Below are 24109 nucleotides of genomic sequence, written 5' to 3' on the forward strand. Positions count from 1 at the left end.
CCTGCACGTCGCGGTCGGCACGCAGGACTGGAAACCGTCTGCCGCGGAAGGGATGGACCGCCATGGTGATGGTGACTTCTTCCAAATCGCTTGCAGTGTCGACCGCATTGCGCGCTACCTTTCCCAGCTGAGGACTTTCACCCTGTCTCCTCGGCGCGACACGAAGACGAAGAGGTGGCCCGCATAGAGGTCCTCCTGCCACGCCATGCGCACGACGGCCGCCAAGCCATCGATGCTCTTGCGCATGTCGACGGGCTCTCGCGCCAGCAGGATGTGCACCGTCCGAGGAAGCCGTAGCAACATCAGGTGCTCGCCGCCGTGCCCGCACTCGCGAGGGTTGCGAGGAGCCGCGCGACGTAGGCCGTGTCCGCGCCCACCGGGAAGCGCAGCACGAGGCCGCCCACGGTGGCGACTTCAAAGAAGCTCTCCCGCGCCTGCGGCGCGGGCGACGCTACAACCTCCAGAGGGAGAAAGGCGGCGACCGATTCGGCAGCCAATTCTGACGCCCGGAGGCCCCGCTTCTTGCGCTTCTTGTAGAGCCAGTACTGCAGCGTGCCCAAGGGCAGGTCGTGCTTGGCCACGAATTCCTTCTGCTGCAGCCCACTCGTCTCGAATTCCTCCACCAACTTCGGCCACTCATCCGGATTGGGTCGTCGCATGCCCCAAGAACCCGCAAGGCGCGCTCAACTCAGGACGCCCGCCGTCGGTCGGTTACAAGGCGTCTCATTTCAGCGCCAATCTCAGGCGAAATCATCGCTGCTGCCCCGTCGCCGCGCGGGTGAGCAACCGCCGGGCCGACGCAAAGCCTTCCCACTCGAGAAACCTGTCACGGGGCGGGGGTGGGCACTGCAGAGACGTCCACTCGACGGCGATGTTGGGGTTGAAGGCCAGGTCTCCCAACAGCTTCGCCCACAACCCAGGCTGGAGGCGGGCCTCCTGCGCGTCGGCATCGACGACAGCGTAGAGGGGCATGCCGTACCAGGCACTGAGAGACTCCACCAGCAGGGACACGGCTGGAGTCATCGCTGGTACGGGTGGCAGGCGGGCCTTGAGGACGGTGCCCCGCTTGGGCACGGAGAGAAGGATTTGGGTGTATGGGGTATGCGCCTCGAGCGTCAGCCACAGCGGCGGTGAAGACATAGAGAGCCACCTCCAGACGGCGCCTGGCGGCCGGCGCATCCGGCTCGCGGGGCACACGTGCGGCTTTTGTTACGCCCGCCTCCGTTTGGCTTGAACCTGGATGTGTGACTTTCCGCGCTCGCTGCCGTGCGCGTTGTGCTGCTTTGCGGGCCGCCGCATCACGGCGCACCACAGAAGGGTTGAGGCTCGCCCGATAGGCACGGCTCGCATTGCGCCACTGCGCTCTGCGGGCCAGCGTGCGGCACCTGTCGTGACAGTAGGCTTGGCCCCTGTCGCACCTCCGACAGAGCCAGAACAATTCCCCGCAATGACAGCACTCTCGCTCTCGAAGCTCGTGCACCCGGGCCTCCGGGTGGACGCTTTCGTGACACGGGCGCCTCTTGTTGCTGTCTGTCGCGGAGAGGTGGCGACTCCATTTGTCCGGCGGCCTGGCCTTCCTCCAGGTCGCTCATCTCGTCCACTTCTGCCGCCCAGCGTGGCTCAAGGCTCCCCTGCCGCCAGTTTTCGGCACCTCGAGCGTTGATGCGCGGCCCTCCAATCCCGCGCTTCTCCGCGCTCGGGTGGATCGAAGACCCGCGCTTCTTGAAGGTCGCCTCCAGCACAGCCACTTCAAGGTGCCCCATGGACGTCAGCAGGCCTCGCAGGTAGCTGCCGTTGCGTTGGTCCTTGCGCCCCGCCACCTGTTGCCAGCGCCCCGCGCCCACCAGGCCTCGAATCTCCTCCTCCAGCAGCATCTCCAGCGTCATGCGGATGGCTCCCAGGAAGAGGGCTCGCACGTCGGTGCGCACCTCCTCGTGCGAGGGCGCGGCAAAGTCTGTATCGTCCACGGCGGGGAACTTCTCGGCCTCCTCGCCAAAGGAGGACCGTCTCGGTTGGTTTCACCGAGGAGCTTCCCTCTTTTCCGCTCGCCCCTGCTCGACATCTACACACTTATAGGGACACGACCCAGAGAGGTATTGAGGCGTCTGAGCCGGGCGCAATTCCGACCTCTATCAAAGGGAAAAGAGGACCCAGCGGCTCGTCATGCGCATCGCTCACGTCATGACGCACATTTTGACGCACTCATGACGCAGCGACCGAATTTGGGGTAGGCACACCCATCGCATGCTCGGAGGCGTGCTCTCGGATTCGCCTGTCCCGGTGGTGCGGCGCGGGCGATGGTGCTGGGCCCGGCATCCGCCGGAGCCTCTGTCACAGCGCCGCAGCGACGGCCCGGCGGTCCGCTCGCGCCGTGGGGGCCAGGAAGCTCTCGAGCTCCTGGTCGAGGCAGACCGTTCGAACGGCACGCAGTATGTCCTGTTGCACAGGGGTGTCCGCCGCGAAGCCGTCCGCAAACAGCCGCTCCCAGCGCTGGACGGCACCACAGCGCATGAACCTGAGCATGTATTCATCGAAGGTCAGGCGTATGCGATGAAGCGACCGTTCGGAGTAGTTCCAGTGATACAGCGGATAGAGGTCCAGGGCCGCCATATCGATGAAGATTGGGTATTCGCCGTAGACGAGCACCCGGTACTTTCCCTCGGGGCGCCCGTTCAGCCGACTGTCTCCGAGGTATTTGGCGACGAGAGACTCCTTGCGCCAGAACAGGTCCATATAGCCGGAGATGCGTGAGTCCGCGAACAGGCCGTCTCTGCGCCACGAGAGGACGGTCCCGTCAAGCTGCCGATAGAAGTTCAGCACACCCGCCGGTACGGGATGACCGAGAATCAGGTGCGCAGCGATCATCTCGCTCGACATCGGCGCGCCGCCATCCACGAGCAGCCGCCCCTTCCCGGGCCTTTCCGGTCGCATCCATGCTCGGCCGGCCACGGCCTGTGCGAGTTCGGCGTGCCAGTCGACCCCCGGCGAGGTCGCCACCAGGAGCCCGGCGACCTCTCGCTCGAGCGCTTCGAATGATCCGGTCAGTCCGAGCTCGCGGCGAGCGGCCTCGGCGACGAGTAGCGGCCATAACGGCGCCCCGGCGCAACGAATCGCCAGCGCGAGGTACTCCTCCAGCCGAAACGGCAGCGTCCAGCGCTTCGTGTCCAGCGCGAGCACGAGCTCATAGCTGCCCTCCACGAATCGCGCGCACGTGTGCACATGGTGCCCACGATGCGAGGTGCACGCGAGCGGGAGCAGTCCTTCGCGAAGCAGCGGGTCCTGCGTCGGGTGCGCGACGTGCCGGACCAGCGCGTCCACCAGCGCCTTGATCGCCTGGAGCTGAATCTGACCGCCGGGCCAGCGCAGTCGCATGCGATTGACGGCGACGAGGCCGTCGCGCAGGTCGTCGGGCAGCGCGGGCAGAAGGTCGCGCAGCGCCTGCAGATCGGCACGCGCGACCTTCTTCGGCGGGAGGTACTCACAGCCGGCCACCGCCGCGAGCGCGACTCCCGGCGGCGGGCCGAGGCCCGAGGGACCACGAAGCGCGGTAAGTAGATCGTTCAGTGACATCGAAGCGAGATTGTGTGCGTGCTGGCTGTGGTGGGGTCAAGCCCCAAGGCGAACGCATCATGCGTCACTGAAACTAAAGGAATTTGCGTGCGAGGGGTCGGTGGCGGGGGGTGGGACACCATGCTCGCCCAGCTGACATGCTCTGGGATTTTCGGGCCACCTGAAGCTCGAAAGGATGCCGCCACCAAGCGCGCCAAGCCATGCATCGGCCGGGCTCCCATCCGGGGGACCTGGCCCCTCGGCTTTCAGGGCGCCTGCCCCTCAGGGGACGCAGAGCGCCAGGGAAGACGCGCGGGTCTGAAGAGCCCGGGCCCGACAGGGCCTTCTGGGTTCAACTCCCTGCGTCCCCATACTCAAGCACGTAGCTTGGTGCTCGCTGCCACATCGCATCACGAGCCATCGCACAATGAGACCAGCAAGACCTGGCTCAGAAGGAGCAGGAGCAAAGCCTGTCTACAGAAGTTCGCGGCCCACCAATCGGACCCCGAATTTTCCTGACTTCATCCAACCCCAGGATGTCTCTCATGTTTCCCGTCGCACTCTTTAGAGAGACGCCGAGAACAAGTTCGCGCAGAGTTTCTCTTGGGGAGCTGATTGAAAGGCCCTGCAAACTGGCAGGGCCTTTTCGGTTAACACGAGTCGCGCGATGGATTGCGCCAGACACTCGCGCTTAAGCCCCTGAATTACAAGAGTTTTCACCCCACGACGATTCAGAGGACACTCTCTACGCGCTGCGACGCAGAACGCGATTGCCCATCCATTCGGCCGCGGATTGGGCTTTCTGGGGCTCTCTTTCGCCCGATCTGGGGAGAGAACAACCGAGAGCGGTTAACAGGTGCTGTTAACCGTTGGGGCACCGGTTAACACAATTCCCTGAGAGTCTCACTTCTCCGCTCTAGGGCTTCCAGGACGGCCGCTCTCTCTGCCTTCCGGTTTCGTCTCTTACATGCTTTGCAGGCTTCCGAAGGGAAGGCGCGAAGCGTGAACGGCCCCTACGGAGGGCCGACCAGCGCGCTCCTGCCCTGCCTCCCCGGCGGCCCCAACTCTCGCAGCGCCACCGATCCTCGCTCAGCCCCGGGAACAACCACTGCCAGCGGGGTCCTCTGCGACTCTGGCCTCCCATGCCCAAGGCCCGCGATTCGCAATCCGTGAAGGGTGAGGTGGGCGGCGACGACCATCAAGGGCATCCGCAAGGCGAGCGGCGCCAGCGTGGCCATCGCCTACCACCACTTCGTGCGGGCCAGGACACGAGCATGACGTGGCTCGTGCCTGGAGCGCGGACGTCCCTCGACTGATGTCGGAGTCTGGAACGAAAGCGCTACACAAAGCGTGACGGCCCACATGTCTTTTTCCAGTACTTCTGGCCAGACACGAGCAGCCCCGCGGAAGCCGCTCAATACCAACAACGCCAGTTCCAATTCCATGCGCATCCAGCGACAATGTCGGCGATTGGCGCAACGCCAATCCTTGACACAAAGGACGACAATGCCGCACCTTCATAAGCGTCTGCTGACAGCCGCTCTGGCTTTCCTTGGTTTGAGTGCCTGTGGCGAAGCGGCCCCTCCGGCCCTGGAACAGAGCAGCACCCGCCAGGCTGAGGTGGTGGCAGCGGCAGTGCCTCTCCCGCTCCCTGTCGGCTGCCTCCTGACCTCACTGGATGCAGACGGTGACGGCATCTGTGACATCGTGGAGGCTGTGTTGAGAACCGATCCCAACAAGGCTGACACGGATGGGGATGGCCTCAGCGACTACGTAGAGACGTTCGGCTTCGGCGGCTTGGATTTGAGTGCCCTCGGCGCCAACGCGCGCAAGAAGGACATCTTCGTGGAGGTGGACTATTACCCCAACCTCAGACCCAGCCAGGCCACGCTGGACAAGGTCATCACGGCTTTCGCCAGCGCGCCGGTGAGCAATCCGGATGGGTCTACAGGCATCACGCTCCACCTGTTGCTGGATCAGCAGATCGCCGCCGCGGACGCGGACATGAACCTGAGCCCCGTGTGGACGGAATTCGACGTCATCAAGAATAAGTACTTCGCCGCCGCCCGCGCGCCCTACTTTCACTACGCGGTGTTCGCGCACCAGTACGACGGGAACTTCTCCAGCGGTATCTCGCGCGGCCTCCCCGCGCAGGACTTCCTGATGACGTTGGGCTCTTTCAACGGCACCGAGCAACAGCAGGCCGGCACCTTCATGCACGAACTGGGGCACAACCTGGGCCTGCGCCACGGTGGCAATGACGAGGCCAACTACAAGCCCAACTACCTGAGCATCATGAACTACGAATACCAGTTCTATGGATTCGAACTGGGCGGCACGTTCGGCGCGCTCGACTACTCGCGTGTGCACGTGGATTCCATCAACGAGGCGGCCGTCAATGAGCTCACCGCGTTCGCGGCCGTCGCCCCGTCCACCGGGTCGGAACTGGCTAGGTACTACGGGCTGCGCTTCAACAACGCCCAGGTGGCGATGTTCTCCGCAGCCGACTTCGTCGACTTCAACAACAACCGCCAATACGACTTCAACGCCATTGCGTTGGACTTCAACCGCAACGGCGTCGCGACGGATGTGTACCCCGTGTCGCAGAACGACTGGGCGGTTCTGATCTATGACGGCGGCCAGATTGGCTTCGGCACGCCGGGCATGTCCCGGCATCTGGACCGCGAGGAGCGCTTCCTCGTTCCCCCCGAGAAGATGGAACCCTGCCTCCCCGGGGATCCGGACCACGCCCCGTAAGTCCGCCTCCCGTCTCTGAAGAGTCGAAGCCCACCGCCAGGGCCGGCTGAACGGGCCCCGGCGGGCGTGGCTGCTCCCTCAAGTAGGCATGGAGACAGGCTTGAGGGTCTCGGTGAGCGGCAAGGGAGTTGTCGCGTGAAAGGGCTCAGCCTGCGCCCCGCACTTCCTGCAGAAGCAGAGAGAGAGGCTGGGAGCCGGGTTGAGGCGCACGGGGCCTGCCGGCGTCCCATCGCGCGTGCCGCGACTCCAGCGCTCGGGGTGACGGGCTCGGGCACGCTGGTACACTCCGTGGCGTCGAGCCAGCAGTGCCGTATCACGACCAAAGTGCCTGTCGTCGGGAGTGGCGAAGCGGATGGCCGAATGTCGGTGCTCGGTGTTGTACCAGTCCATGAGGGAAGGCATGACCCAGAAGAAGCCCCCGAAGAAGCTGGGGCGCCCCACCAAGGCCGAAGGCCCTCGGCTTCCCCATGACGAGGTGGACAGACTCCTCGTGGAAGGCGAGGAGGTGCCCACCACGCGGGGCCGTGTGAAGAGACGTTTCCCCTCCCTGCGCGAGCTGGCTGAGCGCTTCGGTGTCGCCCACAGCGCCGTCGCCAAGTACGCCCAGCAGCACGACTGCCTCGGCCGCCGCAAGCGCCTCCTCGCGGGCCAGCAGCCAGCCGAGACGCCCGCGCCGACCGAAGCACCACCGCCCCCACCTCCGAAGCGCAAGACGGGCCGCCCCCGGAAGTCCGAGGAGCCCGCTCTCCCGCGCCAGGAGCTGGACCGCGCCCTCGTCTTCGGCGACGTGAAGACGCTCCCCGACGGCTCCACCACGACGAGCTACGCCTCGTACCGCGAGCTGGCCGAGCGCTTCGGTGTCGCGACCTCACTCGTCGCCAACTGTCAAGGACCGGGGGCATGGACCGCGTGAGGGTCGGCCAAGCGGATCGCCCTGGTGAGTTCGTCAGAGAGCCGTTGTTCGAGTTCACGGCGGTGACGAGTTTGGGGTCGGCCAAGCGGATCCACGCTGTTGTCTAACGGGCCTCCGCGGCGGTGGGCTTGCGGCGTCGGGCAGGGGGTGGATTGCGATAGCTGTCGCCTTCGATGACCAGGACGTGCGCGTGGTGGAGCAGTCGGTCCATGGCGGCACTGGCCATCAGCGGGTCGCCGAAGAGCGGAGGCCACTCTTCAATCGCCCGGTTGGAGGTGATGACGGTGCTCTTGCGCTCGTACCTCTGGCGGACGACCTCGTAGAGGTCCACCGGCTCATCCTGCGTCAGCCCGCGAAGGCCGAGGTCATCGATGATGAGCAAGTCTGGAGAGGTGAAGCGCAACAGGCGCTTCTCGTAGCTACCGTCGCCCCGTGCGGCCCTCAGTTGCATGAGCAACTCGTGGGTGCCGACGTAGAGGGTGCTGTAGCCAGCACGGCAAGCACGGTGACCGAGAGCTTGGGCCAGGTGAGACTTGCCGACGCCGGTGGGACCGACGACGAGCACGTTGTCGTGGCGCTCCAGGAAGCCGCACGTGCCCAGCTCCAGCACCTTGGCTTTGGGCACGCTGGGGTTGAAGTGGAAGTCGAAGTCCTCGAGCGTCCTGGCGTGCTCGAAGGAGGCGCGACGCACGCGCTGGGAAAGCTGCTTGGAATCGCGACGCTCCACCTCGTCGCTCAGCAGCCGGTAGAGGAATTCGGAGTGGGAGAGGTTGTCGTCCACGGCCTGCTGGGTGCGCAGTTGAAGAGACTGGAGGACACCGGACAGGCGCAGCTTCTTGAGCATGGGAATCAGCTCGTCAGTGGGGCTCAATTTCGGGCTCCTGGGGCACGGCGGGGTGGTGCAGCAGCTCGGCCACGCTGCGTGCGAAGCGCGGCTGAGTGAGAGAGGCCGTCGCCGGGGTGGCGAGCGCCAGCGGCAGGGGTTGCAAGTCCAGCCCCTGGCGCAGCAGATTCTTGAGGCCCCCGTAGCTGTACGTGCCGTAGTAGTGCGCGCGCCGTGCGGCGGCGCGTGCGCGCTCGGGAGGGAAGGTCTCCAGGTGAGTCACCATGGCCTGCACGGCGCGCAGCTGCGACAGCACCTCGTCGGAGTCGAAGACGGCGCGCACGTAGGTGAGCACCTCGTCTCCCAGCCGGGCGGCGCGGCCTTCCCAGTAGCCGCGGCTGCGGTGACGCAAGTCTGCACGGTGCTGGGGCGGGTGCTCCTCGTGGGTGGTGTAGAGGCCGGTGCCGCGCCGGGTATGGGTGGCGACGCGCACGTCGTCCGCATACACCTCGAGACTGGCGTCGGTGACGCGCAGCCAGACGTCGCTGCCGACAAGGCGCCAGGGCACCGAGTAGAAGCGCCTGTCGAAGAGGACGTGGCTGTCCTGATGCACGCGCGTGGCCTTCCAGACGACAGGCGTGAAGCGTCGGGTGGGCAGGGGCCGGAGTGCGGGCAGCTCCTCCTCGCGGAAGACGTCCACCGGACGCCGGCCCGTCTTCCCATGCCACCGGACGTTGGCGACTTCCGCCAGCCACTTCTTCAAGTCAGCACGGACGACGTCGACGTCCTGGCCGTCTCGGCCCTTGAAGAAGTTGGACTGGACGTACTTGACGCCCGCTTCCACCTTGCCCTTCTTCTGCGGCGCGTACGGCGGTGTCGGGTCCACCTTGAAGCCGTAGTGCCGGGCTACCTCCCGGTAGCTGCGATTGAGGGCGGACGGCTCGTCCGGAGTGAAGGCCGCGCGCAACACGGCGGCCTTCAGATTGTCCGGTACCACCGTCTCCACCACGCCGCCCAACTGCTCGAAGGCGTCCACGTGCAGCCGCAGCCATGTCGGCAGCGACTGCTCGAAGACGACGTCGGCCACCAGGTAGCGGCTGTGCGCCAGCACCAGGACGAATACCCACGCCTTGCGCGCCACCTTCTGCCTGGGGCACAGCAGCTTGCCGACGTAGCCGAAGTCCACCTGCGCCACCTCCCCTGGCGACGTCACGACGGGGATGGCCACGTCCTCGGCCCGGACGCCTCGCACCTTGCGCAGCTGTCGCACCATGCGCTTCACCGCCGAGGCGCTCGCCGCGAAGCCCTCCACCTCCAGCCGGAGCCTGTCGTGGATGGCACGAGGCCCCAGCCCCTGGCCCAGCAGTGCCTCCACTCGCTCCCGCCAAGGCACCAGCGAGGACGTCTGCTGCGGTGACACCTTGGAGGGCAGGTGCTCCTGCACCAGCGCCTTGAGCGCTTCCAGCTCAGGCACCTCGTCCACGGGGCCTTCCAGTGCGCCAGCCGCCATGAGCGCCGCGCGATATGCCCTCTCCGTATTCGGCCCCATGCCCAACAGCCGGGCCACTTCGCGCGCACCCGTCCCCATGCGGTGCAACCGCACCAACTCTCTCAACCTGTCCATGTCGACTCTCCGGTAGCTCATCCGCGCGCGTCCCTGGGCGCACCGCGGGGGCGGTGCTCGTGGACTCGCGAGGATGCACGGGATGACTGGCCGGGTAGGCGCTCACCCCACCCGCCGGCCGCGTTTCTTCCAACTGTCTCTGGGGTGGGCAAACCGCCGTCCCGACTGCTCCGACTTGCGGTCCGCTTGGCCGACCCCGGGGCGATCCGCTTGGCCGACCCCGCTACGAACAGCTTGAGTGACCCGCCTGCGATCCATTACCCCGGTCCGTCACAGCCAACTACGCGAAGGAGCACAACTGCCTGCGCCGCCGCGAGGAGGCCAAGACTCGCATCGCCACCAAGGCGGATGCGAAGCTCATCGAGCTGCGCGCCACCGCCATCGCCGTCTCCAAGGACGACGCCCTGAAGATGATTGACGGCTACCTCCTCGGCTTCGCGGAGGGCCGCGTGCGCGTCGACAACCCCACCGACTTCAACACCATGGTGCGCCTGAAGGAGTTCGTCCAAGGCGGCGCCGACTCCCGCCAGGAACTGCACGCCAGCTTCTCGCTGGAGGGACTCCAGGCTCGGCATGCCCATGCCCTACGAGCTGCATGCGAGACGACACCCGCCGAGCGCGGCGAGGTGGACGCCGAGGTGGAGGACAGTGGCAGACGGCCAGAGGTGGTGAGCACGTCGGGCGGTGAACAGCTCGCCCCCGACACATTGAGCAATACAGAAACGAACGCGCCCGCGCATCTCTAGCAGGAGACTCTGCGCCCAAATAGGTCCAGACTTTCTCCAAGGACCGACCGGCGACGCCTTCTCAAACGACACAGCCTAGAGATGGTCTCAAAGTTGGCTGGGCACCCCAGGTCTCTCTGGGCATAGGCGCTGATGAAGTGTGCCACCTCAAGGGTCCTCGCTCCCTGCTCGCGCGCCACATTCGGCAGAAGCCCTATGATGGCGAATTCGCCCACACCGACTTCCAGAGCCCACACAAATTGACACGTCAATGACGCGTCAATGACGCGTCAACGAACACCTCATGCCCCAGCAGTCGCCGGCTGCATGGGCAAGAATCCACACGCCCCATATCGGCACCGCACATGCATCCCAGAGGTGGCCACGACCAAGCCGGGGGAACCCAATCTGTTCGAAGAGAGCTCCAACCCCAGCGATAGTCATGGACAACGGACACCCCTACCACCCCCAAGAAACGTAGACACAGATGAAGGAGAACGCCTCATGACTTTTTCAATAGACAAGCTGGCCTCGGCCATTCCGAACGTGGTGGATAAGATTCCAGTCCTGGGAACACTGTACCACTATACTGCCGCGGTATATGACGCAGTGCGCGGCGACGCCCGAGACACAACCATACAAGTCGTTGACGGCTTCCAAGGCATCATTCGCGACTTTACGTTCTGGGCGGAGCCGGCCTTTGTCGGCGTAGCCCACGCCGCAACAGAAGAGACTGTCGACGGAATAATCAAGTCTCTCTTCGACGATGACCAACGCGCCAAGGTTGTAGCAAAAATCCAAGCCCACAAGCGGGCCGGCAAATTCATACCACACTACTCACGGTACATGCTTGTCACCGATGGATTCAAGGAAAAGCTTGAATCAAAAAAGGACTCCATAACATCGCTGCGCATGCTAAGGCATGCCATCTGGGCAGGGAAGTGGCGCTACAAGGGCGACTATCAGCGGTCATGCACATTAGTCTTGCCCAATGGAGTAGCCGAGTCGGCTCTTGGAGTATTCATTTACTCCCTCGGGCACGAAGCATTCGAAGCGGTTGCCGCGCCCTCCGTAAGCGGACAAATCAGGAACGCGAAATATGACGATGACGGGTTCTCGTTTGAACTAGACACCTCGATTACTGCCCCCACCGGCGGTTACTCGTTCAAGGGAACAATTGGCATCAAGACAGGCAAGTTGGCGCTTACGATAATCCCCACCTCAGGCGCCCCCTCCATGGAGATAAATCCATCAATGAGGTATTTCAACAGAATGCACCCAGACCAAAAGTCGTTTGACCAGATTTGGACCCCCTAACGACGCATGACCCTCGGATGCCGAACTGCATGGCCTCTCGCGGGAATTTCTCCGGCGACTTGCGACTCTCGGGCCGCCTGCGCTTATCCGTCATGGCGTCTCCGTGTGGAAGGCGCAGGCTTTCGGCTCCAGCCCGGGGCTCGCGCCCGAGCGCTTTGCGCCCTGTGTGGGGGCTTGCGACAAGTCTGCATCCGCCGCACACCTGCCTGCATGGGCTTAGCGGCGTGGCACGCACCCGCTACGAGCACCAGGTTCTGCATCGCCCGTAGACTGAGCCTCCATGCAGGTCCGACATTCGGCCATAGCGCCGGTCAAACCAGCATCCCAAGCATTTTTTGAAATGCGACCGAAACCTCGCAAGGAGCTGCACGTGAGGGCGGTCTCAAACGGTCGTCGCGACAGCTAACGCGAATACTTCGGCAGGCGTTCGCCATGCAAGCGTTTGACGCGGGCGCCCGTTGAGTTCGTGCGCGATGGCGTCGAGTTGCTTGCCGGAGAGGGCTCTCAGAGGTCTCCGGCGCGAGAGGTGCCCTCGGAGAGCACGGGAAGTGACCCCGTCGTATTAGAAACGATTCGTACAACTCCAACTGGCGACCAAATATAGTGCGCACTCTACGAGCCACATACAACTCACAGGGCTCGAACGATGAGCCCCGGGCCGTGTCGGAGTCAGCCGGCCCGAGCATGGACGCCGTGGAACCCATCCGTTTCAGCAGGGTCCGTCAAGGCCGCGCACTCGGAGAGGTCATCCGCTCCCTCTCCGAGCATGGTTCACCGATTTATCTGAAGCGGGTTAGCGGGCGTCGCGCTCGGGCACGGTGAGGCAGGGCTCCATCTTCTCGGGGGCGACGAGGAACAGCTCCGCGCGTCCCAGGTCCTGGGTGAGGCCCGACGTGGCGAAGCCAATCTGCCCGCCGCCGTCATACGCCAGCGCCAGCCAGTCGTTCTGCGACGCGGGGAAGTTGCTGGCGCCGGAGCCGTCGAGGTCCCGAGAGTAGGACGCAGCCTGGATGGTCCCATTGTTATTGAAGTCCAGGTTGGCGCTGGCGTTGCCGACGACCTGGACGCCGTTGAAGCGAAGCGCGCTGATCTTCGCGAGGTCCGCCTCGGTCGTCGGGGCGACGGGCGTGAACGCGGCGACCTCGTTGATGCTCAGCTCGCTGAAGGCGGCCACCTGCACGCGCGAGTAGTCGAACACGTTGTTCAAGCCGCCAATGCCGAAGCCATCGAACTGGTACTGGTAGTTCATGACGCTCAGGTAGTTGGGCTTGTAGTTGGCGTTGTCGGTGCCGCCGTGCCGCAGGCCGATGTTGTGCCCCAGCTCGTGCATCAGGGTTCCGGCCCGCTGCAGCTCCGTGCCGCCGCCGATGAAGCCCAGCGTCACCACGAAGTCATGCGCGGGGATGCCGCGCGAGATGCCGCTGGAGTTGCCGCCGTCGTACCGGTTCGCGAACAGCATGTAGTGGAAGTAGGGCGCGCGGTTCGCGGCGAAGTACTTGCCCTTGATGACGTCGAAGTCCGTCCACACGGGGCTCAGGTCCAGGTCCGCGTCCGCTGCGGTGATCTGCTGGTCCACCACCACGTGCAGCGTGATGCCCGTGGAGCCATCCGGGTTCGACACTGGCGCGTTGGCGAAGGCCGTGATGACGCGGTTCAGCATCGCCTGGGTCGGCTGCTGCCCCGGGTAGTAGTCCGCCTCGATGAAGATGTCCTTCCTGCGCGCGTTCGCGCCGAGGGCCGTCAGGTCCAGGCCGCCGCCGAAGCCGAACGACTCCGCGTAGTCGTTGAGCCGGTCCCCGTCCGTGTCGGGGTTGTTGGGGTTGGTGCCCAGCAGCGTCTCCACGATGTCGCAGACGGCGTCGCCGTCCGTATCAGGGAGAAGCGAGCAGGCGGGGATTGGGAGGGGAATGGCCGTTGCCACTTCCACGCCCTGGCGGGTGCTGGCCGTCTCCGCTTCCGGGAGGTCGGCGCCGCCACAACCGTTCAACCCGAGGAGCGCGACGGAAGCGGTCAACAGGGTCTGATGAAGCTTGGACATGGAATTCCTTTGTGTGGAAAGCATTGGCGTCGTGCCAACCGCACCTTTGCAATTTACCGTGTCAATTGTCTATTTAATTTCCCGGCTTTAACATGATTACAGCTTTTACATGATTGAGACAATCAATGAAGTTGGGCCCCGCTGTTCTGCAGTGGCTCCCGACGGCGCAGCATCACCATTCAATACAAGACATTGCAGGGCTCGACAGTGCAGCAAATCACGACGCAGCAGTTCTTGCCGTGATGGTCTCGACCTGCCTCTGAAGTGACAAAACGAACGGCCCCTGGGTGACTTGGGGCCGTTCGTATTTTTGTGGGCCCTGAAGCCTAACTCAGGGAGGGTTGGGGACGCGTTGCTCGCGCACGCGCGGGTCATCTGGCCGCACCAGGGGCCGCAGCGGGGCGCCCCCTTCTGACCCCCTGTGTCAGGGAAGAAGTCGCCTCGGCTTTCAGGGCTCCTGCTCCTCCTGGGGATGTAGAGCGCTAGGGAGGCGCGCGGGCCTGTAGAGCCCGAGCCCGACAGGGCCCACTGGGTTCACCTCCCAGCGTCCCCATGCAGCACGAGCGTGGTCCGTCACCACGCAGGCGCACCGGCTTCACCCCTGCAGCGACGCCGTCTAGTGACGGCGCCCTGTCGAAGTTCACAGCACCAATCGGACCCCAATCGAAGGACAACCGCCGGCTCAATCCTCAAACCCCTGAATATCACTCACCATTCTGCGGCGCAGAGGGTTCGAGTTCTCTAGAGAAAAACAGAGAACGAGTTCGCACAGAGTCTCATTCGGGGAGCTGATTGAAAGGCCCTGCAAACTGGCAGGGCCGTTTCGGTTAACACGAGTCGCGCGATGGATTGCGCTAGACACTCGCGCTTAAATCCCTGAATCATTAGGGGTTTTGCCCCACGACAATTCAGAGGACACTCTCTACCGGTGAGCGTCAAGGTAGATGTCGCGTGAGAGGGTTCAGCCGATGCGCTTCAACTCCTGCACGGCCGGGGTGAGGTTCGGAGAGGGGCCGAGACGGACGGGGCCTGCTGGCGTCCAGTTGCGAGTGTCGCGGCTCCAGCGTTCGGGGTGACTGGCTCGGGCGCGTTGGTATACCCGGTGGCGTCGAGCCAGCAGCGTGGCCTCACGGCAGAAGTGCCTGTCGTCGGGCGTGATGAAGCGGATGGCGGAGTGTCGGTGCTCGGTGTTGTACCAGTCCACGAAGCGCGTCACCCAGGCGTGCGCATCCTCGACGGACGCAAAGGGCCGCCGGGGGAAGCTGGGGCGGTACTTCAGCGTGCGGAAGAGAGCCTCGGAGAAGGCATTGTCGTCCGAGACGCGGGGCCGGCTGAAGGACGGGGTGACGCCCAGGTACTGCAAGGTGGCCAGCAGCGTGGCGCCCTTCATCGGGCCGCCGTTGTCCGAATGCAGCACCAGCCCCTCGGGGCAGCCGGCCTGCTGCCAAGAGCGGCGGATGAGGACCGAGGCATGCTCGGACGACTCCTCTTCGTGCACCGCGAAGCCCATGATTCGCCGGCTGAAGACGTCCACCACCAGGTACAGGTAGAGGAAGGCGCCCTTCACCGGGCCCTTCAGGTAGGTGATATCCCAACTCCAGACCTGGTTGGGCCCGGTGGCGGTGTGCTCGGCCCGGGGCCTGGGCGTGGGCGCCCTGGCATGGCCTCGGTGAGCCAGTTGCCCCGCTTCGCGCAGCACCCGGTAGAAACTCGCTTCGCTGGCGACGTACTCGCCCTGGTCCGCCAGTCTGGGGACTATCTGCTTGGGCGAGGCGTCCCGGAACTCCTCGCTGTTGGCCACCGCCAGGATTCGGCGCCGCTCCGCCTCGGACAGCCGGTTGGCCGGACGGGTATGTGGTCCGCACCGCCGGTCCTCCGCCGTGGCTGGCTTCCTCCAACGCTGAATGGTGCGCGGGGCCACCCCGAGCCGCTCGCAGATGGCCTCCAGGCGCACGCCCCTCTCCAGGGCCTCGTCGACGTGGGCGAGCGTCATTTCTCGCTCTTCTCGTCCGCTGCGTCGTCCTCGTCGCCCGAGTGCCTGTCGTCCCACCCCATCGCCTGAAGTTTTTTTTCGAGCACCAACAGCGCCGCCGTCTCCGCCAGCGCCTTCTCCTTGCGGTGCAGCTCCCGCTCGAGCTCCTTCACCCGCTTCTCGGCGGCGGCCAGCCGCTTGCGCTCCTTGGCCGGCAGCGGCTCGCTCGCCGTGCCTGAGAGCGCCCCCGCGGCCGCCTGCTGCCACTCTCGCAGCTGCGCTTCATGCAGCCCCTCTCCACGCAGCAACGCCCCCAACTCCTCGCCTTTGAGCGCCTGGGCCGCCGCCAGCACGCGCAGCTTCTCCTCGGGTGTCCACTTCTTCGGCCCAGCGGGCGGGGCGGACTTCTTCTCGTCGGACGGGGGCGCCATGGCCGCTACCCTATTCGCCGCTCGCAACCACTGCGACAACGTCGGTTGGGACACTCCCACCTGCCGGGCCAGTGTCGAGGCATTCACCGCGCTCGGTCCCACCATCCGCTTCACCATCTGCGCCTTGAATGCGTCTGTGTACGGCACTTCAACCGCCTGCACTCGCCCCCTTCGGGTGGTCAGCTCGGCATCTCAGCCGAGGCGACTTCTTCCCTGACACAGGGGGCTACCCTCTATCGCCCAGAGCCTGATTGCCCATCCGTTCGGCTGCGGATTGGGCTTTCTTTCGCCCAATCGGGGGAGAGACGAACCGAGAGCGGTTAACAGGTGCTGTTAACCGTTGGGACAGCGGTTAACACAATTTCCTGAGACTCTCAATTCTCCGCTCCAAGGTCTCCAGGAAGGCTGCTCTCTCTGCTCTCCGGTTTCATTCCTTACATGCATTGCAGGCTTCCGCAGGGGCGTCGCGAGGCGGGCACGGCCCCTACGGAGGGCCGGCCTGCGCGCCCCAGGCTGAAGCGGGTAGCCGATGAGCCGCGCCCCCGGCGCCGGTCAAGTCCCGAATCGTGTGTAGTTGGTTCGGAGGGGGAACGGGGGAGGAAAGCTCCTTGGCTGCATCATTCAGCGGTGTCTGGGGTTGAAGTCAGAAGGGCCATGTCCAGGTAGCGGCGGTCGTCCCAAATGCCAGTGACTTCAAGGGCTTCGTGCCCCACGAGCTCGACGAAGCCCACAGTTCCAGGCACGCTCCAGATTACAGGATGTCAGCACCGTTCTGCTGATGTCACGAGCCGGTCACAGCCACGGTCACGAGGCTTGCCTGGAGGCCCACCCCTCGGGGTGCCGACCGCCCTTCGGCCCTTGCACCGTGCGCAGATATCTTTGGGCTTCGCGTTTTCAAAGTACTCCGCGTGACCGCATGGACAGGACTGCCACCTTTTTTCGATGACACCCGACGATCCAAGCCATTTCACGGTAGCTTTCCCGTGTCATGACAGTCGATTGCGCTTCGCGCTGCGGGGTCCTTCACATGGCCGATTCCCGGACCTCCAGTCCAGTGAGTCGACACCTGATCAAAACCCCATGACCCCAATCCGAAGTCTGTGGCTCGCGGCCGCCCTACTGATGGCCGCCTGTGAAACGACTGAGCTCGCGCAGCCCGACGACGTACAGGATGCGACGACGGCCCAGGGCCTCTCCACCCTCTCCGTGCGAGGAACCACCAGCGCGAGCGGCCTGGCCACCACCACCCTCTCCATTCCCACCCCCGTCGGTACGGCCGCCGGAGATGTGCTGGTGATGCAGCTGAGCAATCGCGAGGCCGTCACAGCCGTCGCTACCCCACCCGCTGGCTGGACGCTGCTGCGCTCCGAGCAGAGCGCCTCGGCCATCAAGTCCTGGCTATTCCTCCGCGTGGCCAGCGCGGCCGAGCCGAGCAGTCACACCTTCACCCTCGACCTCGCCAGCTCCATGGCGGCCACCCTGGTCGCGGTGTCGGGCGCGGATCCGCTCCAGCCGTTCGACGTGCACGTGGGCCAGAAGAATGGCAACAGCGCGAGCCTCGCGCTGCCCGTCGCCACCACGTCGTCCGCGAACGGCCTCGCAGTGTGGTTCTCGGCCCAGGTCTGGGGAGGCGCCGCGTGCCCCGCGGTCCACACCCCTCCGACGGGCTTCACCGAGCAGCTCGACACCTGCCTCGTCTCGTCGTCGCACGGCGTGCTGCACAGCGCCGCCACCTCGGAGCTCGGGGCCGCAGGTGCCCAGCCCGCCTTCACCGGCAGCTCCACGCTCCCCAACACCAACATCACGCACGCGGTGGTGCTGCGCCCCCTCCAGCCGCCGGCCACCAAGGAGATCTCCCTCGTCGGCACCACGCACGCGAGCGGCAAGACGGTCACCAGCCTGACCCTCTCGAGCCCTCCGGGCGTCGCCGCCGGTAACGTGCTGCTTGCGCACCTTGCGAACCGGAACCAGATCGGCGCCGAGCTCACCCCGCCTGCAGGTTGGACGCTGGTGCGCACCGACATGAGCACCTGGAGCATCCGCGGCTGGGTCTTCGTCCGCGTCGCCACCGCCAGCGAGCCCGCGAGCCACACGTTCCAGAGTTCCATCGCGAGCTACCTCGTCGGCAACCTCGTGGCGTATGCCGGCGTCGATCCGGCCAACCCGATCGACACGCACGCCGGCAAGAGCAACAGCGGCTCGACGGCCTTCACGACGCCGCAGCTGAGCACCTCGACCGCGGGCGGGGCTGCCGTCTGGTTCGGCGCGCAGACGTGGACCGGCGCCGCGTGTCCGACCCCGGCGATCGAGCCCCCCGTGGGCTTCGCCGAGACCTACGACACCTGCTTGGTGTCCTCGTCCCAGGGCCTCGTCTTCAACGCCGCCTTCATGCCCCTCGCCGGTGCCGGCCTCCAGGGACCGTTCAACGGGAGCTCGACGTTCGCCGAGACCAACGTCGCGCAGGTCGTCGCCCTTCGCCGCGCCGAGGTCGCGCCGTCCTCGGGGGTCGCGTTGCGTGGGAGCTCGCACCACAGCGGCCTGTCGCTCGCTTCGCTGTCGATCCCCAAGCCGTCGGGGACCGCGGCCAACGACGCGCTCATCGCGCGGGTGACCGTGCGCAACAACATCTCCGCGACCGTCACGCCGCCCGCCGGCTGGACGTTCCTGCGCTCGGAGCAGAGCGCCTGGGCCATCCGCACCTGGATCTTCTACCGCGTCGCGGGCGCCTCCGAGCCTGCGAGCTACGCGTTCGAACTGGACGCGTCCACCCACATGGCGGGGAGCGTGGAAGCCTTCAGCGGCGTCGATCCGGTCCAGCCAATCGACGTGCACGCAGGCCAGAAGAACGGCGACTCCGCGTCGTTCACCGTGCCCGACGTGGTGACCGGCAGCGCGGGTGGCCTCGCCGTCTGGTACGGCTCACAGGTCTGGCCGGACGCCACCTGCCCTGCCACCCGCATCGAGCCGCCGCTCGGCTTCACCGAGGCCTTCGACGCGTGCCTGGGTCACGCCAATGGACTGCTCTTCAATGCGGCCTACCGGTCGCTCACCGCGCCGGGCCTCCAGGCGGGCCTCTCCGGCAGCTCCGCGTTCGTGCAGACCAACACCGCGCACGTGATCGTCCTGCGCGCCGCCAACGCCCCCGCCTGCATGGTCGGCGACACGTACGCGAGCACCTTCACGCTCCAGGGCACCGTGACCGCGCCGGAAATCGTGGAGCCCTCGGGCCTGGCCGCGAGCCGCGTGGTCGGCAACGCGCTCTACGTGCACAACGAGGACACCACCGCGATCATCGCGATCAACACGCTCAACGCGAGCACGATCGGCACGTTCAACGTGACCAACGTGACGCCGGCCGACTGGGAGGACCTCGCAACCGGGCCCTGCCCGAGCGGCTCGTGCATCTTCATCGGTGACATCGGGAAGTGGAGCGCCAACTTCCCTGCGGGTGGCAGCCCCACGTCGTTCACGATCTACCGCGTGCCCGAGCCGGCTCTCGCCAACGGCCAGACCTCGGGGGGGCTCGTCGCCGAGGCCTTCCCGTTCGTCTATCCGGACGGCGCGAAGGACGCGGAGTCGCTGATGGTGCACCCCACCACCGGGGACATCTACGTCGTCACCAAGAACGGAGGCACGGGGCAGAGCGGCGTGTACAAGTTCCCCCAGCCGCTGACGCCGGGTGTGCAGGCCACGCTGATCCACGTCCACACGATCCAGCTGCCGCTGAACGGAGACGCCAACTTCTCGGCCGCGACCGCGGCGGCGATCCACCCATGCGCGGATCGCTTCCTCCTTCGCACCTACCGCACTGTCTACGAGTTCCGTGCGACGCCGGGACTTGGCTTCGAGTCGGCCGTCTTCGCGACGCCCGTCACGCTGACCGACACCACCGAGGGCCAGGGTGAGGCGATCGAGTACGAGGCCAACGGCGCGAGCTACTTCACGATGAGCGAGAGCCCCTCGCCCTTCAAGCTCAAGCGCGTGCCCCTGCAGTAGGACCGCGTCGACACGCCGAGGAGCAAGGCCGGTGGGGGGCACGTCCCCATGGCCGGCCTTGCTGCTCCGAGTTGGGAGCTCGCGCTCGGTGCCGCCGTTCACGCGGTCGTACACACGGCGTCCCGCTTGAAGCCCAGGCACACCCGCGGGCCGGAGCATGAGCACCGGCCCCCGCGCGCATCGCCGGGCCAGATGCCTCTCCTCGGACGCGCCGTGCGGCACGGAGGTCTCCGCGTCAGACTCCTTGCGAACCCGCGGGGCAGCTGCGCCCGCTGCGAGGGAGTCCACGCGATGGAGACCATGGCCACGGCGCTGCGTCCTGCCTGCTCTCGCCCCCAAGGCGTCATCAACTCGGCACGTCAGCCGAGGCGACAACTTCCCTGAAACCGGGGGCCACGGCCGTGAAGCTCAAATAATCGGGCCTTGTCAGGAACGAAAATCACCCGCCGTAGAGTCTCCCCGAAAGGAGCGGCGACCATGACGACGTTGACGACGCGGACGAACCCGATGAAGCGCAGCTATCGCAACAACCTCTGGCCCCAGTTCGGTGCCGCCTCCTGCTCCCTTGTGAGCTTCGCCTCGAAGTCCCTCGTGGGATTTGACCGGCTTGGCGGCCCTCCGCCCGTACCCTGCTGACGCTCGCGCTCCTTCACTGGCGCGCCAAGCCACGCAGAGGCCGGGCTCCCATCCAGGGGACCCGGCCTCTCGGCTTTCTGGGCTCCCAGCGTCCCCATTCAACACCGGCGTGGCCAGCCACGCACAGCCACACCGCATCACGAGTCACAGCTCGAGGGCCGGATTCGCGTCCGTGCGCCAGGAATCCTGGCTCGCGTTCGAGTACCCGACAGCCTCAAGGTCTCTGACAACTGAATCGTCGTGGTGAATGTATGCCGCCCGCGCGCATCCGGGGCGGCAAGCAATCTGCCTCCGTAGCTCATTGGAAGAGCATCCGCCTCTTAAGCGGACGGCGAGGGTTCGAATCCCTCCGGAGGTACTCATACCGGGGTCGTCTAACTAGCGAGGATGGCGGATTCTGACTCCGCAGGTGCAGGTGCAATTCCTGCCTCCGGTTCTCTCTTCACGCAGCACATTCCCCGGTAGCTCAATGGCAGAGCGCGCGGCTGTTAACCGCGAAGTTGAGGGTTCGAATCCCTCCTGGGGAGCTTTGCGACACACACTAATGGCCAGTTCCGCCCGGGGTGGCAACGGTCTGCAAAACCGTTTGGGACGGGTTCGACTCCCGTACTGGCCTCATCTTCATCATTGCCGACCTGGCGTAGGTGGTCCGCGCGCCCGTCTGAAGAGCGGGAGGACTCGGTTCGATTCCGAGGGTCGGCACTTGGCAGCACGCTTCATCTTCATAGGCCGCGCTCCGGGAGCAGCTTGGACTCCAAATCCGAGCGCGCGGGGTTCAACTCCCTGGCGGCCTGCTCGTTTCGCCCCTGTAGCTCAACTGGTAGCAGCACCGGTTTCGTAAACCGGGGGTTGTCGGTTCGAACCCGACCGGGGGCACTTCACGCAACACGCAGTGCAGTCGTCACATGGGTTCGTGGCTCAATGGGAGAGCACTCGGTTTGCACCCGAGGGGTTCCGGGTTCGAGTCCCGGCGGATCCACTTCATGCCCTTGTAGCTCAGTGGATGAGAGCGCACGGTTCCGAACCGTGAGGTCGCAGGTTCAATCCCTGCCAGGGGCACTCGCTTCATTTGTGCCATCCGCTTCCGTAGCTCAGTGGATTCAGAGCAGGCGCGTCCTAAGCGCACGGTCGCAGGTTCGAGTCCTGCCGGGAGCACACACGTTTCACATTTTCTGCGGGGAGAGGCTGGTGCCTCACCGGGCCTCATAAGCCTGGCCTCCAGGGTTCGACTCCCTGCTCCGCAACTCTTCCTGCACGCCGAGCCAGCTGGAGACGGCGACGGTCCCACACACCGTTTTCGCCGGGTTCGATCCCCGGGGCGTGCACTCGTATCCCCGCAGTCTTGCCGGTGTAGCCCAATAGGTAGAGGTGCCAGGTCGAGAACCTGGAGGTTGCGGGTTCGACTCCCGCCACCGGCACTGTCGTCGCAGTCCGTAGCCCGCAGTCGCAAGTCAGCAGGAACTCCCGAAGTCCGTCCGCGTAGCCCAAACGGGAGAGGCCGCCGGCTCAAACCCGGCCCAGTGCGAGTTCGAATCTCGCCGCGGATACAACCGAAAGGCGTTGCGTCATGGAGACGCTGGTTCTCAGTCAGTCCTTCGAGCCCGTCGCGCGGATTCCCTGGCAGCGCGCGGTGATGCTCATCTTCCAGGGCAAGGTCGAGGTGGTCGAGGAGTACGAGGACCGCTTCGTGCGCTCGGTGACGGTGGAGATTCGCATGCCCTCCGTCATTCGCTTCTTCCGCGGGCTGCGCAAGGGCCCCAAGGGCGTGAAGTTCAGCCGGGAGAACGTCTACCTGCGAGACCGCTGCCGCTGCCAGTACTGCGGCTTGAAGGTGTCGCGCGCGGAGGCGACGTATGACCACGTCCTGCCGCGGGCCCAGGGTGGCCGGACGTCCTGGGACAACGTCGTCATCGCGTGCGTGCCCTGCAACCAGCGCAAGGGCAACCGGACTCCGGAGCACGCGAAGATGGCGCTGCGCTGCGCCCCGGTGAAGCCCAAGAAGCTGCCGGACGCGATGCACCTGACGTTCGTCTTCGAGCAGGGCATGCCCATGTCGTGGGCCAAGTTCCTGAGGGACGTGGCGTACTGGCATGGCGAGCTGGAGGCATGAGGTTCCAGGTGAAGGGGGTCCACCGGAGGTGGCCCCCGTCCCCGCCCATCCCAGGACAGTGCGCCTGGAGGGGATGAGGAGGTCCGCCAGAGGCGGCCTCCCGCCCGTGGACCTCCCCGCGAGCCGGCAGGCGGGTGCGCTGCTGCCGGCGACTTTCTGGAAGACCGACGCCGGAGGCCGGCGGCCCGTTTCGAAAGCGGTGCGGGTGCATGACGCGCTCGGGGTTCGAGTCCCCTGTCTTCCGTTGTGTCTTGGAGCATGCGGGCCGGGTGGCCGGCCGCCTGGCTGGAAACCAGGAGGGCCCTTCGGGGCTCGTGGTTCGACTCCACCGTGTTCCGTTCGCTTCACCTGTCTGATTGGAAGTTGGACTGGCGATGGCGCCAGGCCCCGCTGCTACCGGGTGCGAGCCGGCCTTCCGGCTTGAGGTTCGAGTCCTCCGACTTCCGCTCTCGCTGCCCCCCAGGGCAGCCTTTGTCCCGACCTGTGCACGGGGCAACGCCGGGCTGACACCGGCACGCAGCATGGCCCCTCGCCCCAGCGTCCCTAGCCTCCATCCCGACCGGGACATCCGGTGAAGGGAAAGGAAGCACACATGAAGGATTTCAGGACGGGGCGCCGCGTGGCGAGGGGATGGGCCCTCTTCGCGCTCGCGGGTGTGTTGGCGGGAGGGTGCGGGTCGAGCTCCTCGTCGGACTCGCAGAACCAACAGACCCAGACGCCCGTGGGCGCCGAGGACCAGGAGCGCATCGAAAAGGGCCTGGTCATCTCCCCCGTGACGCTCAACCTCACAGGCTTGGACCGGAACCTCGTGGGCCTGGGCAGCTACATCGTCAACTCCCAGGGAGGATGCACCGACTGCCACACCTACCCACCCTACTCGGCGGGTGGGGACCCCTTTCAGGGACAGCCAGAGCAGATCAACACCGCGAACTTCCTGGCGGGGGGGAGACCCTTCGGCACGGGAATCGTCTCGCGGAACATCACCCCGGATGCGCAGGGGCTGCCGTCGGGCCTCACGTATGAGGCCTTCCTGGCGTTGATGCGCACGGGCCGGGAGCCTGGCGGCGCGCTGCTGCAGGTGATGCCCTGGCCCATCTTCGCGAAGATGCGGGACGCGGACCTGAGGGCCGTCTACGAATACCTCCGGGCCATCCCCGCGGCTCAGCCCGGGAGTGTGCCCACGCCCGTGCCGCCTCAGCCGTATCCCTGACGCGCACG

Annotated in this window: 14 protein-coding genes, 15 tRNA genes and 4 pseudogenes; 23 read left to right on the plus strand and 10 right to left on the minus strand. The window is 65.6% G+C overall.

The annotated features are described in order from the left end of the window. Positions 1-114: 114 nt before the first annotated feature. The 5 genes from tnpB to HUA76_RS30955 all read right to left on the minus strand — a co-directional run bounded on the left by tnpB (position 115) and on the right by HUA76_RS30955 (position 3570). Positions 115-303, minus strand: a complete 189-nt coding sequence (tnpB, locus tag HUA76_RS30935; protein ID WP_174462869.1) for an IS66 family insertion sequence element accessory protein TnpB — start codon at positions 301-303, stop codon at positions 115-117. Further along, the gene (locus tag HUA76_RS30940) at positions 303-659 is read right to left on the minus strand and encodes an IS66 family insertion sequence element accessory protein TnpB (protein WP_174462870.1); all 357 of its coding nucleotides are present in this window, start codon (positions 657-659) and stop codon (positions 303-305) included. The genes tnpB and HUA76_RS30940 overlap by 1 nt, the downstream gene beginning before the upstream one ends. A 91-nt stretch (positions 660-750) precedes the next feature. Next, on the minus strand, positions 751-1140 hold the full coding sequence (locus HUA76_RS30945) for a hypothetical protein (RefSeq protein ID WP_174462871.1): 390 nt from the start codon (positions 1138-1140) through the stop codon (positions 751-753). A 158-nt stretch (positions 1141-1298) separates the two neighbouring features. Continuing rightward, entirely contained in the window at positions 1299-1886 is a 588-nt protein-coding gene (locus HUA76_RS30950) for a transposase (RefSeq protein ID WP_371823539.1), read from the minus strand. 445 nt (positions 1887-2331) lie between these two features. Next, positions 2332-3570, minus strand: coding sequence for a hypothetical protein (locus tag HUA76_RS30955; protein WP_174462873.1), 1239 nt, complete (start codon positions 3568-3570; stop codon positions 2332-2334). Between the two features lie 264 nt (positions 3571-3834). Here HUA76_RS30955 and HUA76_RS30960 point away from each other — a divergent pair. The 3 genes and pseudogenes from HUA76_RS30960 to HUA76_RS30970 all read left to right on the plus strand — a co-directional run. Next, positions 3835-3920: transfer RNA gene (locus HUA76_RS30960), tRNA-Phe, on the plus strand. 1135 nt (positions 3921-5055) lie between these two features. Next, complete coding sequence (locus tag HUA76_RS30965) at positions 5056-6306, plus strand: hypothetical protein (RefSeq protein ID WP_174462874.1); 1251 nt, start codon at positions 5056-5058, stop codon at positions 6304-6306. Positions 6307-6706: 400 nt separating this feature from the next. Continuing rightward, positions 6707-7189: pseudogene (locus HUA76_RS30970) on the plus strand (AT hook motif domain protein); the annotation flags it as partial. 133 nt (positions 7190-7322) lie between these two features. Here HUA76_RS30970 and istB read toward each other — a convergent pair. Further along, positions 7323-8090, minus strand: a complete 768-nt coding sequence (istB, locus tag HUA76_RS30975) for an IS21-like element helper ATPase IstB (RefSeq protein ID WP_163871124.1) — start codon at positions 8088-8090, stop codon at positions 7323-7325. Beyond that, positions 8077-9666: an IS21 family transposase gene (gene istA, locus HUA76_RS30980; RefSeq protein WP_174462875.1), complete on the minus strand. Its 1590-nt coding sequence runs from the start codon at positions 9664-9666 to the stop codon at positions 8077-8079. The genes istB and istA overlap by 14 nt, the downstream gene beginning before the upstream one ends. Before the next feature lie 266 nt (positions 9667-9932). Between istA and HUA76_RS45725 the strand changes: the two are divergent. Together HUA76_RS45725 and HUA76_RS30990 are read left to right on the plus strand one after the other, a co-directional pair. Beyond that, positions 9933-10412: pseudogene (locus HUA76_RS45725) on the plus strand (AT hook motif domain protein); the annotation flags it as partial. A 483-nt stretch (positions 10413-10895) separates the two neighbouring features. Continuing rightward, positions 10896-11708: a hypothetical protein gene (locus tag HUA76_RS30990; RefSeq protein ID WP_174462876.1), complete on the plus strand. Its 813-nt coding sequence runs from the start codon at positions 10896-10898 to the stop codon at positions 11706-11708. 382 nt (positions 11709-12090) lie between these two features. Here the strand turns inward: HUA76_RS30990 and HUA76_RS30995 are convergent. Next, positions 12091-12204, minus strand: a pseudogene (locus HUA76_RS30995) (IS30 family transposase); the annotation flags it as partial. A 297-nt stretch (positions 12205-12501) separates the two neighbouring features. Continuing rightward, complete coding sequence (locus HUA76_RS31000; RefSeq protein ID WP_174462877.1) at positions 12502-13746, minus strand: hypothetical protein; 1245 nt, start codon at positions 13744-13746, stop codon at positions 12502-12504. A 468-nt stretch (positions 13747-14214) separates the two neighbouring features. On the opposite strand from HUA76_RS31000, the gene HUA76_RS31005 reads away from it, so the two are divergent. Beyond that, positions 14215-14299, plus strand: a tRNA-Tyr gene (locus HUA76_RS31005). Between the two features lie 408 nt (positions 14300-14707). Here the strand turns inward: HUA76_RS31005 and HUA76_RS46560 are convergent. Beyond that, positions 14708-16296: pseudogene (locus tag HUA76_RS46560) on the minus strand (IS3 family transposase). A gap of 933 nt (positions 16297-17229) precedes the next feature. On the opposite strand from HUA76_RS46560, the gene HUA76_RS31020 reads away from it, so the two are divergent. From HUA76_RS31020 to HUA76_RS31100, 17 genes are all read left to right on the plus strand, one after another. Beyond that, positions 17230-20145, plus strand: coding sequence for a cell wall anchor protein (locus HUA76_RS31020; protein WP_174462880.1), 2916 nt, complete (start codon positions 17230-17232; stop codon positions 20143-20145). Between the two features lie 477 nt (positions 20146-20622). Next, positions 20623-20781 (plus strand): hypothetical protein, encoded by a 159-nt coding sequence (locus HUA76_RS31025; protein ID WP_174454832.1) that lies wholly within the window; start codon positions 20623-20625, stop codon positions 20779-20781. A 287-nt stretch (positions 20782-21068) separates the two neighbouring features. Beyond that, positions 21069-21139: transfer RNA gene (locus HUA76_RS31030), tRNA-Lys, on the plus strand. Positions 21140-21144: 5 nt separating this feature from the next. Further along, positions 21145-21217, plus strand: a tRNA-Gln gene (locus tag HUA76_RS31035). 19 nt (positions 21218-21236) lie between these two features. Next, positions 21237-21308 (plus strand) — tRNA-Asn (locus HUA76_RS31040). A gap of 19 nt (positions 21309-21327) precedes the next feature. Beyond that, positions 21328-21397, plus strand: a tRNA-Cys gene (locus tag HUA76_RS31045). 13 nt (positions 21398-21410) lie between these two features. Continuing rightward, positions 21411-21483: transfer RNA gene (locus HUA76_RS31050), tRNA-Phe, on the plus strand. Positions 21484-21583: 100 nt separating this feature from the next. Then, positions 21584-21657 (plus strand) — tRNA-Thr (locus tag HUA76_RS31055). 31 nt (positions 21658-21688) lie between these two features. Then, positions 21689-21760 (plus strand) — tRNA-Ala (locus HUA76_RS31060). Between the two features lie 6 nt (positions 21761-21766). Beyond that, a tRNA-Arg gene (locus HUA76_RS31065) sits at positions 21767-21840 on the plus strand. Positions 21841-21861: 21 nt separating this feature from the next. After that, a tRNA-Arg gene (locus HUA76_RS31070) sits at positions 21862-21936 on the plus strand. Positions 21937-21954: 18 nt separating this feature from the next. Further along, positions 21955-22025: transfer RNA gene (locus HUA76_RS31075), tRNA-Met, on the plus strand. A 100-nt stretch (positions 22026-22125) separates the two neighbouring features. Further along, a tRNA-Leu gene (locus tag HUA76_RS31080) sits at positions 22126-22199 on the plus strand. A gap of 55 nt (positions 22200-22254) precedes the next feature. Further along, positions 22255-22328, plus strand: a tRNA-Leu gene (locus HUA76_RS31085). Between the two features lie 20 nt (positions 22329-22348). After that, positions 22349-22891: an HNH endonuclease gene (locus tag HUA76_RS31090; protein ID WP_141646017.1), complete on the plus strand. Its 543-nt coding sequence runs from the start codon at positions 22349-22351 to the stop codon at positions 22889-22891. 253 nt (positions 22892-23144) lie between these two features. Beyond that, a tRNA-Ser gene (locus HUA76_RS31095) sits at positions 23145-23229 on the plus strand. A gap of 254 nt (positions 23230-23483) precedes the next feature. Continuing rightward, on the plus strand, positions 23484-24101 hold the full coding sequence (locus HUA76_RS31100) for a cytochrome C (protein WP_174462881.1): 618 nt from the start codon (positions 23484-23486) through the stop codon (positions 24099-24101). The last annotated feature ends 8 nt before the right edge of the window (positions 24102-24109 follow it).

It is taken from the genome of Myxococcus sp. CA056 (genome assembly GCF_013336715.1).
Classification (GTDB): Bacteria; Myxococcota; Myxococcia; order Myxococcales; family Myxococcaceae; genus Myxococcus; species Myxococcus llanfairpwllgwyngyllgogerychwyrndrobwllllantysiliogogogochensis.